Here is a 15,518-nt window from a genome sequence, read left to right as displayed (position 1 = left end):
GGGCGCTACACTGCCGTCATGTCCCGACCTCAAGGCGTGATCTTCTTCGTCGTCGCGTTTCTGGTGCTGCTCGTCGTCGTGCTGCTGCCGCGCCCTTGGAACGACATCGCGAGCTTTCTGCTGATGATCTCGTTGTTCGTCTTCGCGATCGTGCAAGAGCGGCGCACGGGCGTTTCTGCGGGCATCGTGAAGTGGGTGGCGCTCGGCCTCGCCGCCTTCGATCTCTACCAGCTCGTGACCTTCCTCGGTCGTACCTGAAGCCCGCCGGTAGGCACGATTGTAGGCAAGCGCGCCCAAAAGCGTGCGAACGCTGCTACGCTATGAAAGACAATTGGGGGAGTAGCCGCCCACACCATCCGCCGATGCGGCCCGTGGGTGCGAGCATCGTCAATACGGAAGGCAGTGCCTTCCCGGTGCGCGCGCGAAACTGGCGAGACCCAAGAGGAGGTCCCTCGTGGATTTGCCCCTTTGGGTCTGGTTTGCTTTCATTGGCGGCGTGCTGACGATGCTCGCCCTCGACCTCGGCGTGTTCAACCGAAAAGCGCACGTCATCTCCGTGAAGGAGGCGGGCATCTGGACGACCGTCTGGGTGAGCTTGTCGCTCATCTTCGCCGCCGTCATCTGGAATTGGCTCGGTCCGCAAAAAGGCGTCGATTGGCTCACGGGCTACGTCGTCGAGTACTCCCTTGCCGTCGACAACATCTTCGTGTTCGTCCTCGTGTTCGCCGCGTTCGGCGTGCCCGCGCAGTACCGCCACCGCGTGCTGTTCTGGGGCGTCATCGGCGCGCTTCTCATGCGGGGCGCCATGATCCTCGTCGGCGCGCAGCTCATCGACCGCTTTCACTGGATTTTGTACTTCTTCGGAGCGTTCCTCGTCTACGCGGGCATCAAGATGTTTAAAGGCGGCCACGGGGAGGAAGTCGACTTGGAGAAAAACGTGGCCGTACGAATCGCGCGCCGCTTCTTCAAGATCAGCCCGACGTACGACGGCCAGAAGTTCTTCACCGTACAAAACGGCGTGAGGATGGCGACGCCGCTGTTCTTGGTGCTGCTCGTCGTGGAGTTCACCGACTTGATCTTCGCCGTGGATTCCATTCCCGCCATCTTCGCCATCACGACCGATCCGTTCATCGTGTTCACGTCGAACGTCATGGCCATCTTGGGCCTTCGCAGCATGTACTTTCTGCTGGCGCACGTCGTCGACCGCTTCATCTACCTCAAGACGGGCCTGGCCGTCATCTTGTCGTTCATCGGCGTGAAATTGCTTCTCATCGACGTGTACAAGATTCCGACGTCCGTTTCCCTCGCGGTGATCGTCACCGTCTTGACGCTTAGCGTCGTCACGTCGCTCTACGCGACGCGTCATCAAGCGCCGAAGCCTGTTTTACAAGACTCGCACGATTGATCTCGCCTCGCTTCATAGATTTTCTCAGAATGGCATGTTAAGGTGCGCGAAATGCGCGCCTTCATGCTTTTTTTATGTTCCTTCGGTTCGGTCGGCGCTTTCGCCGTGCCCTTCGAAAATTGGGACGCCCTGCCCGACGGCACGTGGCAAGGCGGAAACGGCGCGTGTCTTCTCAAAGAGGAGCGGCATCAGCAGCCCTTGCCGACGTTCAAGACCGGCGACGACGCGCGCACCTTCGCGGCGCGTTTGCAGCAAGCCTTGTTCGCGCAAAAGCTCGTCAACGTGGTCACGCAACCCGTCGAGCGTGAAGGGAGCTGGGGCGTTTTGGCGAGCTACCGCTTCGCTTCGGGCGGCGCCGAATACAACGTCTCGCAACTTTACCTGTCCTCCAACGGCTTGCTGCGCACCTTCACCGGCAGCGTGAAAGTCGGCGAGTTCAATCAGTGCGTGACCGACATGCAAACGTTCGTCCGTACGATGGCGAAATAAGCGCTGAGGCCAAACCCGAAACATGAAGGACGGGCGGCGAAGCTTCGCCGCCCGCATGAAGGTGAAAGTCAAGCGCTCAGGGGACGTGGCGGATCGGTGCGCAGACGGCGCAAGCCGAGAAAGAACGCGATCAGCAGCGAGGCGACGCCGACGAGGATGACGGCGGTGATGACGTCGGCGTTCGGGCGCGCTGCGTACACTCCGTAAAAGCTCCACGCGAGAACGACCGCGAACACCCAGTCGCGCTTGCGCCACAGCAAGAACGCGCCGACCAACGACGCGACCCCGATCAGGATCGCCGACCAAGCTTGCGCCCCGATTCCGAGCAAGCCGTCCGTGACGCCCCGGCTCACCAGCCACGCGGTGACGTTGGCGATGGTCGCGACGCTGATCCAGCCGAAGTACAAGCTGATCGGCGCGCCCAACCAGAACTTTTCGGCGCCCTGAAGGTTCATGATGTCCAGGCGCAGGTACAGCCACACGAGGCTCGCGAGGAGCGCCAGCATGATGACGACGCTCAGGCCGTAGTTCAGCGAGTGCCAAGCGAGCAACCACGTGATGTTGAAGAGGTTGGCGAGCAGAAACGGTACCGCCAACTTGTCGAGCCGTTCGCCTCGTTGATCGGCCCTCGCTTGCCATGCAGCGAACGCGATGAGTGCCAAGAAGATGAGGCCCCAAATACTGAACGTGAATCCGGCGGGTGTGAAGGCGTTCGGCAAGCGATCCGAGATGCTGCCAGGATCGCGCCCGAACAACAAGCCGATCCCAGCGATCGTGTTCATTGCGAGCGTCACGACGACGGCCACGACCAGGATGATTTGTCTCGAAAGTCCTGTCATACCTCGACGGTACTTCGATCCCCGAAGGAAAGCTGTTGGACTTCTTCCTCTCTCGAACGTTCCCGGAGGTCAGGGTGGCGAGGCGAGGCGCGCCTCGCCTCGCCTCACGTCGTGTACTCGGCGTTGATCCGCACGTACTCGGCGCTGAGGTCGCATCCCCACGCCTCGCCGCTCGCCGTGCCGACGCCGAGGTCGATGTCGAACACGACCTCCTCGGCGCGCATCTCGCCCGAGACGGCCTTGGCGTCGTAGGGAAGAGGTTCGCCCGCGAAGACGCGGTGGCCTTGCACGCTCACCTTCAAGCGCTCGAGGTCGAGGCGAGCGCCGGATCGTCCCAGCGCGGCGATCGTGCGGCCCCAGTTCGGGTCGTTGCCGTGCACGGCGCTCTTGAGAAGAGGGCTGCCCGCGCACGTCCGTGCGGCGAGCAACGCGTCCTCCTCGCTCGCCGCGCCCGCGACCTTGACGGTGAGAAGCTTCGTCGCGCCCTCACCGTCGCGCGCGATCTGCCGAGCGAGGTCACGCATGACGACCTCGAGCGCCGTCAGGAACTCGGTTTCGTCGCACGCTCCTCCCGCACCGTTCGCGAGGACGACCGCCATGTCGTTCGTGGACGTGTCGCCGTCGACGGTAACGGCGTTGAAGGTCCGGTTCACGACGCCTGGAAAGGCGGCGCGTAGGCGCGCTTGATTCACGTCCGCGTCGGTGTAGACGAAGGCGAACATCGTCGCCATGTTGGGATGGATCATCCCGCTGCCCTTCGCCACGCCGACGAGCCGTTGCCCCGTAGAAAGGGTCGCCTCGGCGGTCTTCGCGACGAGGTCCGTCGTCATGATCGCGTGCGCGTGCGGCGAGAGGTCGCTCTCGAAGCGATTCGTGAGCGCAGCGACTCCCGACCGAACGCGGTCCATGGGAAGACGATGCCCGATGACGCCCGTGGACGCCGTGAGGACCTCCTCGGCGGCGGTCCCCATTAACGCGGCGAGCGAGGCGGCCATCTCGGCGTTGTCGCGCGCCCCGCCTTCTCCTGTCGCGGCGTTCGCGTTGCCCGCGTTCACGAGCAACGCCCGCACGGCCGCGCCCGTCGCGTACCGCTCGCGGCCCCACGTCACGCACGCGGCGGCGGCGGCGCTCGTCGTTCCCGCGAAGGCCCAGGCACAAGGACGGTCGCTCACGACCGCCGTGAGGTCGACCTTTCCGCTCGGCTTGATTCCGGCCGCGAGGGCGGCGGCTTGAAAGCCCGTCGGAAAGGTCGTCACGCCGTCACCTCCTCGCGAACCGCGTAGTCACGCTCGGCGTCCAAGCCCAGCATGAGGTCGAGGTTTTGCACGGCGGCGCCGGACGCGCCCTTGCCGAGGTTGTCGAAGCGAGCCATCAGCAGGACGTGGCCTTGCGCCGGATTCTCGAACACGAAGAGTTCCATGCGGTTGGTGCCCGCCAGGGTCTCGGGATCGAGAACGTCGGGCGAGCCGTCGCCGAATTCCATGACGTCCACGAAGCGGCTCGCCTCGTAATGCGCGCGCAACGCCTCGTGCAGATCTCGGCCTGTCGCGCCGCCGAGCAGTCGGGTGTGCAGCGGCACTTCCACGAGCATGCCTTGACGCCACGCGCCGACGGACGGCGTGAAGAGCGGGGCGTGCGCGAGGCCGCCGTACGTGCGCATCTCGGGCACGTGCTTGTGGTCGAGCGTGAGGCCGTACGCGCGGTAAGGCCCGGCGAGCTTGTGCGCGCCGCCGCGCCCTTCCATGGCGTCCACGAGCGTCCGTCCGCCTCCGCTGTAGCCGCTCGCGCCGTGGACGCTCACCGGGTAGTCGGACGCGAGAAGCCTCGCGTCCACGAGGGGCCGCACGAGGCCGATCATGCCGGTGGGATAGCAGCCGGGCACGGATACGCGCGTCGACGTGCGAATCGCCGCTTCCTGAGCGGTCGACAATTCGGGAAAGCCGTACGTCCAGCCGGGCTCGACGCGATGCGCGCTGCTCGCGTCGAGCACGCGCACGCGGTCGTTCTCGATCATGGCGACGGCTTGACGTGACGCTTCATCGGGCAGACACAAGATGGCGACGTCCACCGAGTTCAAGAGGCGAGCGCGTTCCGCGTCGTCCTTGCGCTTCTCGGCGTCGATCGATACGAGCTCGAGGTCAGTGCGCTCCGCGAGTCTCGCGCGGATCTGCAAACCGGTCGTACCCGCCTCCCCGTCGATGAAGATTCGCGGTTTCGCTGGCAAAGTCACCAGCGCACCTCGCTGTTTCCCAACAGGTGGAACAAGAGCGCCTTCTGGGCGTGCAGTCGGTTCTCGGCTTGATCGAAGACGCGGCTCTTGGCGTGCTCGGTGGCTTCGGGCACGACTTCCTCGCCGTAGTGCGCGGGCAGGCAGTGCAAGAAGATGCCGTCCTCGGCGATGGCGTCGAGCATGGCCGCGTCGACTTGGAAGCCGCCCTTGTAGAACACTTCCTTCTTGCGGGCCGCCTCGGCTTCTTGTCCCATGGAAATCCAGACGTCGGTGTACAACACTTGCGCGCCCTCCAGGGCTTCGCGGACGTCGTGGGTGAGGCGCACGTCGGCACCCGCGCGCATGGCTTCCATGAGGACGCGCCCGTTCGGTTCGTGCCCGATCGGGGTGCAGACCGTGAGGCTCGCGCCCGTCAATCTCGCCATTTCGATGTGCGAGTTGGCGAGGTTGTTGCCGTCTCCGAGGAACGTGATTTTCACGCCGCGCGTGTCCGGAAAGGTCTCCTCGATCGTTTGATAATCGGCGAGGAGTTGCACGGGGTGCAGGGCGTCGCTGAGGCCGTTGATGACCGGAATGTCGGCGTGACGCGCGAGTTCGATGAGCGTCGTCTGCTCGTAGACGCGCGCCATGATGCCGTCCACCCAGCGTTCGAGGTTGCGGGCGACGTCGTTGACACGCTCGCGTGTCCCGAGCCCGACTTCGGCGTTCGTGAGGGTGATGGCGTGCCCGCCGAGTTGATACATCCCGACGTCGAAGGTCGTGCGGGTGCGCAAGCTGGCTTTTTCGAAGATGAGGGCGAGGGTGAGGCCCGCGAGGGGCTTGACGCCGCGCCACTCGCCGCGCTTCATGGAGGCGGCGGTGTCGAGGACGGTGCGCAATTCGCTCGGCGTCAGGTCGAGGCTGCCGAGGAAGTCGCGGCCCTGCAAGACGGGCGTGCTGGAAGGTCGAGGAGAGGAGACCGTCATAAGGTCATAAGAATACACGAAGACGCATAGTCATGCGTTCGTGGGTCACGTCAAGTCGCCTTCCACAAGAAGTGCTCGATGATGGCGTGGTGGTCCTCGAAGAACAGCTCGGGCGTGCCGAGCGCCTCGCCGAGGGGCATCCACAGCGCGTCGCCTGCGTTGCCTCCGACCTTCAAACGCGGCAAGCCGCCCGTTCCGAGGTCGAAGTGAAAGGCGTGCGTGACCGTCCGGCCGCGCAAACTGCGCGTCGGATAATCGAACACCGCGCGGCCTCGCAGCGTCGCTTCCAAATCGAGCGTGTCGGCGAGACCCGTTTCCTCGCGCAACGTCTTGAGGCACGACGCGAGCAGCGTCGACTTGACGTCCAGAAAGCCGCCGGGCATGGCGAGCTTGCCGCGTCCCGGCTGACCGCCGCGCCGTACCAGCAGCACGTGGCCGCTTCGAATGACGACGCTGTCGGTCGTGACGAACACGGGCGGCGACGGCGCGTTTTCCCAGGCGTGACGAAGGCGCCGCAGATACTCGTGCTCCTCCTTGAGCTCGGCGAACTCTTTCGTGGCGCGAAACGACTCCATGAAGCGCGAGACGTTCGCGGGCACGTATTCCTCGGCGATCCACGCCTCGCCGCCGAAGTACAGGCCGCGGATGTCGGTGGCGTTGAGCGGCGACTCGACGTGGGTCGGCAGGTACTCCCACGAGGGAAAGGAGCGCAAGTAGTACGAAGAGTCGTCCTTGATGTGCCCGACGAGCGCGATGTCGCCCGAGCCGCGCGCGAACTGCGAGGCGGTTCGCTGCACTTCCGACAGCCACAGCGACTCGTTGTAGAAGTAGTCGCGCACGAAGCCGAACGCGACGCGGGCGCGCGGCACCCCGGCGTCCTTCAGCATGCCGAGAATCAAGTCTTGGCGCTCCTCGGCGGTGAAGGGATTCTTGACGCTTCTCGCCGAGCGCGCCGATCCGATCACGACGACGAGCTTGTTGACGCGTTCGAGCGCTTCGAGCATGACGGCTAGGTGAGCTCGATGCGGCGGTTCGAACCGCCCTATGTACACCCCGAACGCGAACTTCGTCTTTCGCACGCCGACCTCCACCTCATACTTACCTCATCGAGAGGTGTCGTCGGATGAGGACGGTGAGGAAGTCCGCGCCGAACTCACGAGAAGCGTGCCTCGACGCCCCAACCGACGCCGCTCGGACGCTCCACGCACCCCGCGTTCCAAGCGAGCCCCTCGAACGGATCGTCGGCGAGCAACAACGCCCCGTCGAGGTCCACGAAGTCCGCGAGGCCCGCGAGGTGCACGGCCGCGGCGATTCCGAGGCTCGATTCGATCATGCAACCCAGCATCACGCTCATGCCGAGCGCCCTCGCCGTGCGCAAGGCATGCAGGGCCTGCAGCGGACCGCCGAGCTTGGCGAGCTTGAGGTTCAGGCCGTCGAACGCCTCGGCGAGCTTCGGAACGTCCGAGCGCGCGTGCAAGCTTTCGTCCGCCACGATCGGCACCGTCGAGGATCGGCGAAGCTCCGCGTGCCCTTCGAGGTCGTGCGCGTTCAGCGGTTGCTCGACGAACTCCACGTCCGCTGCCGCGAGCACGCTCAGCATGCGCTTGGCGCCCGTCCTCGTCCACGCCGCGTTCGCGTCCACGCGAATCCGCGCGCTCGGCGCTTCCGCACGCAACGCCTCCAAGATCACCTCGTCACGCTCGGTTCCGAGCTTCACCTTCAACACGCCGTGCCCACGCACGACGGCCTCACGCGCTTGGCGGCGCATGTCGTCGAGCTCGGCGATGCTCACCGTGAAGCTGCTTTCGGGAACCGGGGAGGGGGAGAGTCCCAACAGACGCCACACGGGCACGTTCGCCGCGCGCGCGCACCACTCCAACGCGGCGCTTTCGATCGCGCACTTGACGCTGGGATGGTCGTGCGGAAAGCGGGCGTCGAGGCCGCGCTCCAAGCCTTCCCAGTCCCACGGGTCCGTCAAGGCGTCCTTGAGAATCGGCAAGACCGCCTCGACCGTGCCGCGCGTCTCTCCGTAAAAGGCGTTCGGCGCCGCCTCGCCGCGACCCGAGAGGCCGTCGTGTTCCAACGTCACGAACGTGCGGGGATACAAGCTGTGCGTCCAGCGGGCGATGCCGAACGGCTGCGCGGTATGCAGGTCCCGCGTCTTCCAAGTGACGTTCACTTCGCCTCCCGGTACGCGCGGCCGTCCCATCGGCCGAACGCCCGAACGCTCTGCGCGAGGCGCGTTCCGTGCTCTCCCTCGCCGAAGGTCTCGATCGTGACGCGCATGTGAGTGGCGTTCGCGTGCAGCATGTCGCGGTCGGACAGCATGATCCCGACGTGGCCCGCGAAGAAGGCGAGATCGCCCGCCCTGGGTTCGCTCACCTTGGGCACGAAGTCCTCTTGCTGCGACGCGTCCCTCGGCAAGTTGCCCAAGCCGAACACGAGTTGCGTCAAGCCCGAGCAGTCGAGGCCCCACGCGCTTCGCCCCCCCCACTCGTAAGGCACGTCCAGAAAGCGACGCGCGAACCCGAGATCGCCCGAGACGGCGACCGACTGCTCGAACACGCCCTCGCCGACGTACGCCTCGCCGCCCCGGTACGCGACGCGCCACCACGAGCGGCCGCGCTCCACGATCGGCTCGCCGCCGAGCTTCGAGAGGCGCGATCCGTAGCTCACGACGTCGAGGATCGGCGCGCTCACCCTCGGCGCGGCGTACAAGTGACCGCGGAGCGTCGTCACGAGCGTCGTCTCGCCGCCTTGCTCGCCGAGATCGTTCCAGCGCGCGAAGCCCTCGTAATCGTCATGGGTCGTGCGCACGCGAACCCAGCCGTGCCCCGCGTCCTCCAAGACGTGCAGAGGTTCGCCCAAAAGGGCCTGCGTCACCTGCTCGTTGCCGTTCGCCTCCGCCAAGAGGCTCACGCGGCCTCGCGCCGCGATCGTTTGGTCACTTCGAAGAGTCACGGGGCGTAGTGTAGTCCTTGACGGGAACGTTCCGCGACTCGCGCGAAGTCGACCACGTCCGGGCCAGACAGGGGTTGCACGCCCTCAGGTGACAAGTTGTATTCTTTCTGGCGTGGGATTCGCCGAAAGACCTCGCTGAACGAGGCGTTCGAGTAGAATTTCGTGCAAACTGTCCTTCTCGCGATGCACAAAATGTCAAAAGAAGGCTTACGAGGGGTGGAAATGAATCACGATACGGATGTTCTTTCGGCCGCGCGCAACTGGCGTCTCGACGACGTCGAGGTGCGTTCCGTCTCCGACGTCCTCGAAACGGGCTTCGCCTCGGACGTCCTGACGCCCGAACAACTCAAGTCGCGTCTCAGCAAGTCCGTGTGGAAGAGCCTCAAGGCGACGCTCGAAGGCAGCGCCCCGCTCGACTCCGCCGTCGCCGACACCGTCGCTCTCGCCATGAAGTCGTGGGCACTGGAGAAGGGCGCGACGCACTACACGCACTGGTTCCATCCCCTCACGGGCATCACGGCCGAGAAGCACGACTCGTTCATCTCCCCGACGTCCGACGGCGGCGCCATCGCGACTTTCAGCGGCAAGGAACTCATCCAAGCCGAGCCCGACGCCTCCTCCTTCCCCTCGGGAGGTCTGCGCGCCACCTTCGAAGCGCGTGGCTACACCGCCTGGGACCCCACCAGCCCCGCGTTCATCATGCGGCACGCCAACGGCGCGACCTTGTGCATTCCCACCGCCTTCGCCTCGTGGACGGGCGAAGCGCTCGACCTCAAGACGCCCCTGCTGCGCTCTATCGAAGCGCTCAACAAGAGCGTCATGAGCGCCTTGTCGCTTTTCGGCCACTTCGAGAGCAAGCGTGTATCGTCCACCCTCGGCGCCGAGCAGGAGTACTTCCTAATCGCCGAGGAGTACTACTACCGTCGGCCTGACCTCGTCATGTCGGGCCGCACCCTCTTCGGCGCCAAGCCGCCCAAGGGCCAAGAACTCGAAGACCACTACTTCGGCGCCATTCCCGACCGCGTCCTCTCGTTCATGACCGACGCCGAACATCAGATGTACGCCCTCGGCATCCCCGTCAAGACGCGTCACAACGAAGTCGCGCCCGGCCAGTTCGAAATCGCCCCGATCTTCGAGCACTCCAACCTCGCCGCCGACCATCAGCAACTCATCATGCAAGTGCTGTCCAATACGGCGCGCAAGTACGGCCTGGTGTGCCTGCTGCACGAAAAGCCCTTCGCGGGCGTCAACGGCTCGGGCAAGCACTGCAACTGGTCCATGGGCACCGACATCGGCCTCAACCTCCTCGAGCCCGGTGACACGCCTCACGAGAACATGCAGTTCCTGTTCTTCTGCTCGGCCGTCATCAAGGCGGTCGACGAGCACCAAGACCTCCTGCGCGTCTCCGTCGCCGCCGCGGGCAACGACCACCGTCTCGGCGCGAACGAGGCGCCCCCGGCGATCATCTCGATCTTCCTGGGCGACGAACTCACCGACATCTACGACCGCCTCTCGAGCGGTCAAGGCGGGCGCGGCACCGAAGCGGGCCTGCTCGGCCTCGGCTCGCCCGTCCTGCCGCCCTTGCCGCGTCACGCGGGTGACCGCAACCGCACGTCCCCCTTCGCGTTCACGGGCAACAAGTTCGAATTCCGCGCGGTCGGCTCGTCGCAAAGCATCTCCTTCCCGATCACCGTTCTCAACACCATCGCCGCCGACGCCGTCGAGAAGCTCACGGCGCAACTGCAGGAGAAGGTCGACGCGGGCCAGTCCTTCGAAGATGCCATCGCCGAGGTCGTGAAGAGCACCTACGAGCAGCACCGCCGCATCGTGTTCAACGGAGACGGCTACAGCGCCGAGTGGCACGAAGAAGCCGAGCGCCGCGGCCTGCTGAACCTTCGCACGTCACTCGACGCGTTCGGCAAGCTCGCCGACGAGAAGAACGTGCACCTCTTCGAGAAGTTCGGTGTCTTGACGCCCCGTGAAGTCGAGGCGCGCCAGGAAGTGATGTACGAGCAGTACTTCAAGACGGTCAACATCGAAGGCGAGACCACCGAGTACATCGCCCAGACGATGATCGTGCCCGCCGCCGCCAAGTACCTCGGCGACCTCAGCGCCGTGAAGACGCCCAGCCGAGCCCTGGACGGCGTCGCGACGGAAGTCGCGAGCGTCACGGACGAACTCTACGACGCTTTGCAAATCCTGCGCGCCCAGAACCAGGAACTCGGCGGGGAAAGCGCCCACGAAAAGGCCTTCCACATGCGCGACAAGGTCTTGCCCGCCATGATCGCCGTGCGCACCGCCGCCGACAAACTCGAACGTCTCGTCGCCGACGAGCACTGGCCGCTTCCGAGCTACCGTCAGATGCTGTTCGTGAAGTAACGCGGCCAGCGACCAGTGAAGCGGCAGAGCGCCCCACGCGCTCTGCCGCTTCTTCGTGCGAAGCTCTACGCCACAAGAGAAGGAGGGAGGCTCAATGCCTCCCCCTCCTTCAAGAAAGACCCGAGATCAGGGCGCCGTGAACGTGACGGGAACCGAGACGTTGCCGGCCGTGTCCGTCGCGCGGACTTCCACCGTGACGCTCGTCGCGTTCTTGATGCGCGCCGAGAAGGAGTACCTGTTGTTGCCGATGGAGGTGGCGTTCGTCCACGTGGAGGCGCCGAGGAGGCGGTACTGCACGCTCGCCACCCCGTTGGCGTCGGTCGCTTGGACGACGAAGCGTCCGCGGGCGTTCACGCCGTTCTTGACGAACGTGCTGCTGACGAGCGTGACCGTTGGAGGCGTCTGATCCACCACGAACGTCGAGGACTGGCTGGTCGTTCCGAGGGCGTTCGTCGCGCTCACCGTGAAGGTGTACGTGCCGACCGCCAAGCCGGAGTACGAGATGCTGAAGGGATTCGTGCTCGTCAAGGTGCCCGACCTGACGACCGTGCTGCTCGCGTCGGTGATTTGGTACGAAGTTGCCGTGAGCGGCGAGTTGTTGTCCGAGATCGTTCCTGTGATGGTTCCCGATCCGGCGCTCGTCGCGATGGAGTTGATCAAGACCGAGGGCGCTCCCGTCTGCACGTTGACGCTGACGGTGCTGGCCGTGGACGAATTGCCGCTGAGGTCCACTGCGGCGAGCGTCACGACGTACGATCCGTTGGCGAGTCCGGTCAACGGGATGCTGAAGAAGCCCGCCGAATCCACCGTCACGTTCGTGGCGGTGATGAACGGCGCTCCGTCCTTCGTGACGCTGTAAGTGACGTGGTCGACGCCGCTTCCCGCGATATCGGAGGCCGTGCCGGTCACCGTGACGTTGTTGCTGGAGATGCTGGAGGCGATGTTGGTCAGCGTCGGCGGCGTGGCGTCCACGAACGTCGTGATCGTCTGCGGATCGCTGGTGCGACCAAAGATGTCGGTCGTCGTGACCACGATCGAGTGCGCGCCTTCCGCCAAGTCGAGGAGCGTCAAGGTGAAGTTGCCGTTGCCGTCGACGGTCGTGGTGATCGTCTGGGTCGTGTCGCCGTCCGGCGTGGCTGTCACGAACGCGATGCCCGTTCCACTGTCCGTCGCCGTGCCAGTGATGTTGAGGTCCGGTGACGACACGTAAGCGGCGATCGGCGTGACGCTGAGGTTGGGCAGCTGCGTGTCGGACGTGATTTGAATGGTTTGCGTGGAGGTGTTGCCGAGGCTGTCACTCACCGTGATGGCGACCGAGTTGGCGCCCTCTTGCAAGTTCGTGACCGTGAAGGCGTTGCTCGAAAGCGTCGCCGCTTGCGCACTTCCACCGTTCACCGTGTACGACACCGTCGAGTTCACGCTGCTCAGCGCGTCTTGCAGACCGTTGAGGGTGACGGTGGTGCTGCTCGTCCCGACGGGCGAGGTGGCGCTGGGAGTGAAGGTCGGGCCGGTCTTGTCGAGCGTGAACGCCGCGGAGGTGAAGGGCGCCGAGGTGCTGGTACCGTCGGACGCCGTGAAGGCGATCTTGTACGAACCGTCGGCGAGGCTCGACAAGTCGAGGCTGAACAGCTCGCTGACGCTGGCACCCGCCGTGATGCTGAGCGTACCGCTCAGGACAGAGGCACCCCCGGCGCTAGGGGCGACGGTGTAGGACAGGCTGGTGACGGCGACGTTGTCGGTGGCGGTGACGGAGCCTTGCAGCGTTCCCGTGGTCGCCGTGCTTCCCAAGGAGACGTTCGTGACGACCGGTGCTTGCGTGTCGGGCGCGTTGTACGTCACTTGGATGGTCTTGGTCGTGGCGTTGCCGAGACTGTCCTTGACGGTGATGGCGATCGAGTTGACGCCGCTCTGCAAGTTCGTGGCGGTGAAGGCGTTGCCCGAAAGCGTCGCCGTCTGGGTGGCCCCGCCGTTGATCTTGTAGGTGACGCTGGAGCTCACCGTGCTGAGCGCGTCTTGCAGACCGTTGAGGGTGACGTTGACGCTGTTGACGTTGACCGAGGCGGCAGCGCTGGGGGTGAAGGTCGGACCCGTCTTGTCGAGCGTGAACGCTGTGGAGGTGGAGGGCGCCGAGGTGCTGGTGCCGTCGGACGCGGTGAAGGTGACTTTGTACGAGCCGTCGGCGAGGCTCGACAAGTCGAGGCTGAACGCCTTCGTGACGCTCGTCCCGGCGGTGATGCTGAGCGTACCGCTTGCCACGACCGCTCCGCCGGCGCTAGGGGCGACGGTGTAGGACAGGCCGGTGACGGCGACGTTGTCGGTGGCGGTGACGGAGCCTTGCAGCGTTCCCGTGGTCGCCGTGCTTCCCAAGGAGACGTTCGTGACGACCGGCGCTTGCGTGTCGGTCATGTCGTACGTCACCTGGATGGTCTTGGTCGTGGCGTTGCCGAGACTGTCCTTGACGGTGATGGCGATCGAGTTGACGCCACTCTGCAAGTTCATGGCGGTGAAGGCGTTGCCCGAAAGCGTCGCTGTCTGGGTGACTCCGCCGTTGATCTTGTAGGTGACGCTGGAGCTCACCGTGCTGAGCGCGTCTTGCAGACCGTTGAGGGTGACGTTGACGCTGTTGACGTTGACCGAGGCGGCGGCGCTGGGGGTGAAGGTCGGGCCGGTCTTGTCGAGCGTGAACGCTGCGGAGGTGAAGGGCGCCGAGGTGTTGACGCCGTCGGACGCGGTGAAGGTGATTTTATACGAGCCGTCGGCGAGGCTCGACAAGTCGAGGCTGAACGTTTGATCGATACTCGTGCCCGGCGTCTGGACGGGCACCGTTCCGCTCTTCACGACCGCTCCGCCGGCGCTGGGAGCGACGGTGTAGGACAGGCCGGTGACGGCGACGTTGTCGGTGGCGGTCACGAACCCTTGGAATACGCCTGTCGTCGCGTTGTTGTAGCCAAAGCTCGTGATGACCGGCGCTTGTGTATCACCGGGACCCGGAGGCGGGGGCGGCGTGACGGCCGTGAAGACGATTTGGATCGGCTTGGTGGTGGCGTTCCCGAGCGCGTCCTTCGCCGTGATGGTGATGGAGTTGGTGCCCTCTTGCAAGCCCGTGATGGTGAAGGCGTTGTTCGAAAGCGTCGCCGTCTGCGCGGCTGCGCCGTTCAGCGTGTACGAGACCGTCGAGCTGACGTTGCTCAACGCGTCTTGCAGGTTGCCGAGCGTCACGCTCGCCGTGCTGGCGGTCACGGGTGATATGTAGATGGGGGTGAAGGTCGGGCCGGTCTTGTCGACGATGAAGCTCGCGCTTTCCTTCGCCGCCGAGGTGTTGGTGCCGTCGGACGCCGTGAAGGCGATCTTGTACGTACCGTCGGCGAGGCTCGACAAGTCGATGGTGAACGCTTGGTTGATGGTCGAGCCCGGGGTGGAAACCGTGACCGCACCCGTCTTGACGGCGGCGCCTCCGGCGGCGGGCGTGACGGTGTAAGCGAGCGTGGTGACGGCGACGTTGTCCGTCGCCGTCACCGATCCTTGCACCGAGCCCGTCGTGGCCGTGTTGGTGAGGGCAACGTTTGACACGAGCGGAGCCTGCGTGTCGGTTGAGGCAGGCGTGTAGACCACGGTCGCGGTCCGCGTCGTCTGCAGACCGCTCGTGTCGGTGGCGACCACCGTGATGACGTTGTTGCCGGGCGTCAAGTTGTTCACGGTGTACGTGAACGCGCCTCCCGTACCGACCGTCACGGTCGCTCCGTTCACCTTCAGGCTTTGCAGCGCCACGTTGTCGCCGACGGTGCCGGTCACGGTGATCGAAGGCGTGGTGACGCTCGTCGCGATGTTGCCGAGTTGAAGGACGGGGCGGTTGGCCTCGGTGTTCGCTTCGGGCGCGCAGGTCACGGTGACCGGCACCGTCTTCGAGAGATTGGGGTTTTGACTGGTGATCGTCACGTTGGCCGTGTAAGGGCCGGGGACGACCGGGCAGGTGACGTTGACCGTCAAGCTCGTCGCGGTGTTGGCAGGCACGGTCGCGCTCGACGGACTCGCCGTCAGCCAGGCGACGTCGGAGCTGACGGCGTACGAGAGACTGCTTCCCCCGCCGTTCGTGAAGGCAATGGTGCTCGACGCCGTGGCCCCGACTTGAATGGGTTCGAGGGCGACGCTGGCCGGCAGGTTGTTGATGGCGCCGGGCGCCGCGATTTGAGGACCGCAAGCGGCCAAGGTAACGGTCAGAGCTACAACTGCAAGCGCCGGATTACTCTTTC

At 65.1% G+C, this 15,518-nt stretch carries 12 protein-coding genes (1 of these 12 cut by a window edge); 4 read left to right on the top strand and 8 right to left on the bottom strand.

The features are described 5' to 3' along the window. Nucleotides 1–18 precede the first annotated feature (18 nt). From DES52_RS22975 to DES52_RS12645, 3 genes are all read left to right on the top strand, one after another. Complete coding sequence (locus DES52_RS22975; protein WP_170131040.1) at nucleotides 19–258, top strand: hypothetical protein; 240 nt, start codon at nucleotides 19–21, stop codon at nucleotides 256–258. A gap of 196 nt (nucleotides 259–454) precedes the next feature. Further along, nucleotides 455–1,405 carry a TerC family protein gene (locus tag DES52_RS12650; RefSeq protein ID WP_245900970.1) on the top strand — a complete coding sequence of 317 codons (951 nt, stop codon included), beginning with the start codon at nucleotides 455–457 and terminating at the stop codon, nucleotides 1,403–1,405. Nucleotides 1,406–1,510: 105 nt separating this feature from the next. After that, nucleotides 1,511–1,894: a hypothetical protein gene (locus DES52_RS12645; RefSeq protein ID WP_146237280.1), complete on the top strand. Its 384-nt coding sequence runs from the start codon at nucleotides 1,511–1,513 to the stop codon at nucleotides 1,892–1,894. A gap of 68 nt (nucleotides 1,895–1,962) precedes the next feature. Here the strand turns inward: DES52_RS12645 and DES52_RS12640 are convergent, their stop codons facing one another. From DES52_RS12640 to DES52_RS12610, 7 genes are all read right to left on the bottom strand, one after another. Beyond that, the gene (locus tag DES52_RS12640; protein ID WP_110887162.1) at nucleotides 1,963–2,733 is read right to left on the bottom strand and encodes a tryptophan-rich sensory protein; all 771 of its coding nucleotides are present in this window, start codon (nucleotides 2,731–2,733) and stop codon (nucleotides 1,963–1,965) included. 104 nt (nucleotides 2,734–2,837) lie between these two features. After that, on the bottom strand, nucleotides 2,838–3,989 hold the full coding sequence (gene argJ, locus DES52_RS12635; protein WP_110887161.1) for a bifunctional glutamate N-acetyltransferase/amino-acid acetyltransferase ArgJ: 1,152 nt from the start codon (nucleotides 3,987–3,989) through the stop codon (nucleotides 2,838–2,840). Beyond that, on the bottom strand, nucleotides 3,986–4,963 hold the full coding sequence (gene argC, locus DES52_RS12630) for an N-acetyl-gamma-glutamyl-phosphate reductase (RefSeq protein ID WP_211317924.1): 978 nt from the start codon (nucleotides 4,961–4,963) through the stop codon (nucleotides 3,986–3,988). Before argC ends, argJ begins: the two co-directional genes overlap by 4 nt. Continuing rightward, nucleotides 4,960–5,928, bottom strand: coding sequence for an ornithine carbamoyltransferase (gene argF, locus DES52_RS12625; protein WP_110887160.1), 969 nt, complete (start codon nucleotides 5,926–5,928; stop codon nucleotides 4,960–4,962). The genes argC and argF overlap by 4 nt, the downstream gene beginning before the upstream one ends. A 50-nt stretch (nucleotides 5,929–5,978) precedes the next feature. Further along, entirely contained in the window at nucleotides 5,979–7,007 is a 1,029-nt protein-coding gene (locus DES52_RS12620) for a bifunctional nicotinamide-nucleotide adenylyltransferase/Nudix hydroxylase (protein WP_110887228.1), read from the bottom strand. Nucleotides 7,008–7,081: 74 nt separating this feature from the next. After that, complete coding sequence (locus DES52_RS12615) at nucleotides 7,082–8,107, bottom strand: dipeptide epimerase (RefSeq protein WP_245900968.1); 1,026 nt, start codon at nucleotides 8,105–8,107, stop codon at nucleotides 7,082–7,084. Then, nucleotides 8,104–8,889 carry a C40 family peptidase gene (locus tag DES52_RS12610; protein WP_110887158.1) on the bottom strand — a complete coding sequence of 262 codons (786 nt, stop codon included), beginning with the start codon at nucleotides 8,887–8,889 and terminating at the stop codon, nucleotides 8,104–8,106. The genes DES52_RS12615 and DES52_RS12610 overlap by 4 nt, the downstream gene beginning before the upstream one ends. 222 nt (nucleotides 8,890–9,111) lie before the next feature. On the opposite strand from DES52_RS12610, the gene DES52_RS12605 reads away from it, so the two are divergent. Beyond that, entirely contained in the window at nucleotides 9,112–11,268 is a 2,157-nt protein-coding gene (locus tag DES52_RS12605) for a glutamine synthetase III family protein (RefSeq protein WP_110887157.1), read from the top strand. A 126-nt stretch (nucleotides 11,269–11,394) separates the two neighbouring features. Here DES52_RS12605 and DES52_RS12600 read toward each other — a convergent pair whose 3' ends face one another. Then, nucleotides 11,395–15,518, bottom strand: the 3' portion of a protein-coding gene (locus tag DES52_RS12600; RefSeq protein WP_110887156.1) for a beta strand repeat-containing protein. The gene runs 7 nt beyond the window's last position; the window shows 4,124 of its 4,131 coding nt (coding positions 8–4,131); its start codon lies beyond the right edge, outside the window; the stop codon is at nucleotides 11,395–11,397.

Origin of the sequence: Deinococcus yavapaiensis KR-236, assembly GCF_003217515.1 — a bacterium.
Taxonomy (GTDB): domain Bacteria; phylum Deinococcota; class Deinococci; order Deinococcales; family Deinococcaceae; genus Deinococcus_A; species Deinococcus_A yavapaiensis.
Note: the sequence above shows the minus strand (reverse complement) of the source record. Positions and strands in the feature narration are given on the sequence as shown.

What these genes read in the sequence shown, in the direction of transcription:
- DES52_RS22975 (WP_170131040.1), top strand. Translation starts at nt 19, where the DNA reads ATGTCCCGACCTCAAGGCGTGATCTTCTTCGTCGTCGCGTTTCTGGTG.
- DES52_RS12640 (WP_110887162.1), bottom strand. Translation starts at nt 2,733, where the DNA reads ATGACAGGACTTTCGAGACAAATCATCCTGGTCGTGGCCGTCGTCGTG.
- argF (WP_110887160.1), bottom strand. Translation starts at nt 5,928, where the DNA reads ATGACGGTCTCCTCTCCTCGACCTTCCAGCACGCCCGTCTTGCAGGGC.
- DES52_RS12605 (WP_110887157.1), top strand. Translation starts at nt 9,112, where the DNA reads ATGAATCACGATACGGATGTTCTTTCGGCCGCGCGCAACTGGCGTCTC.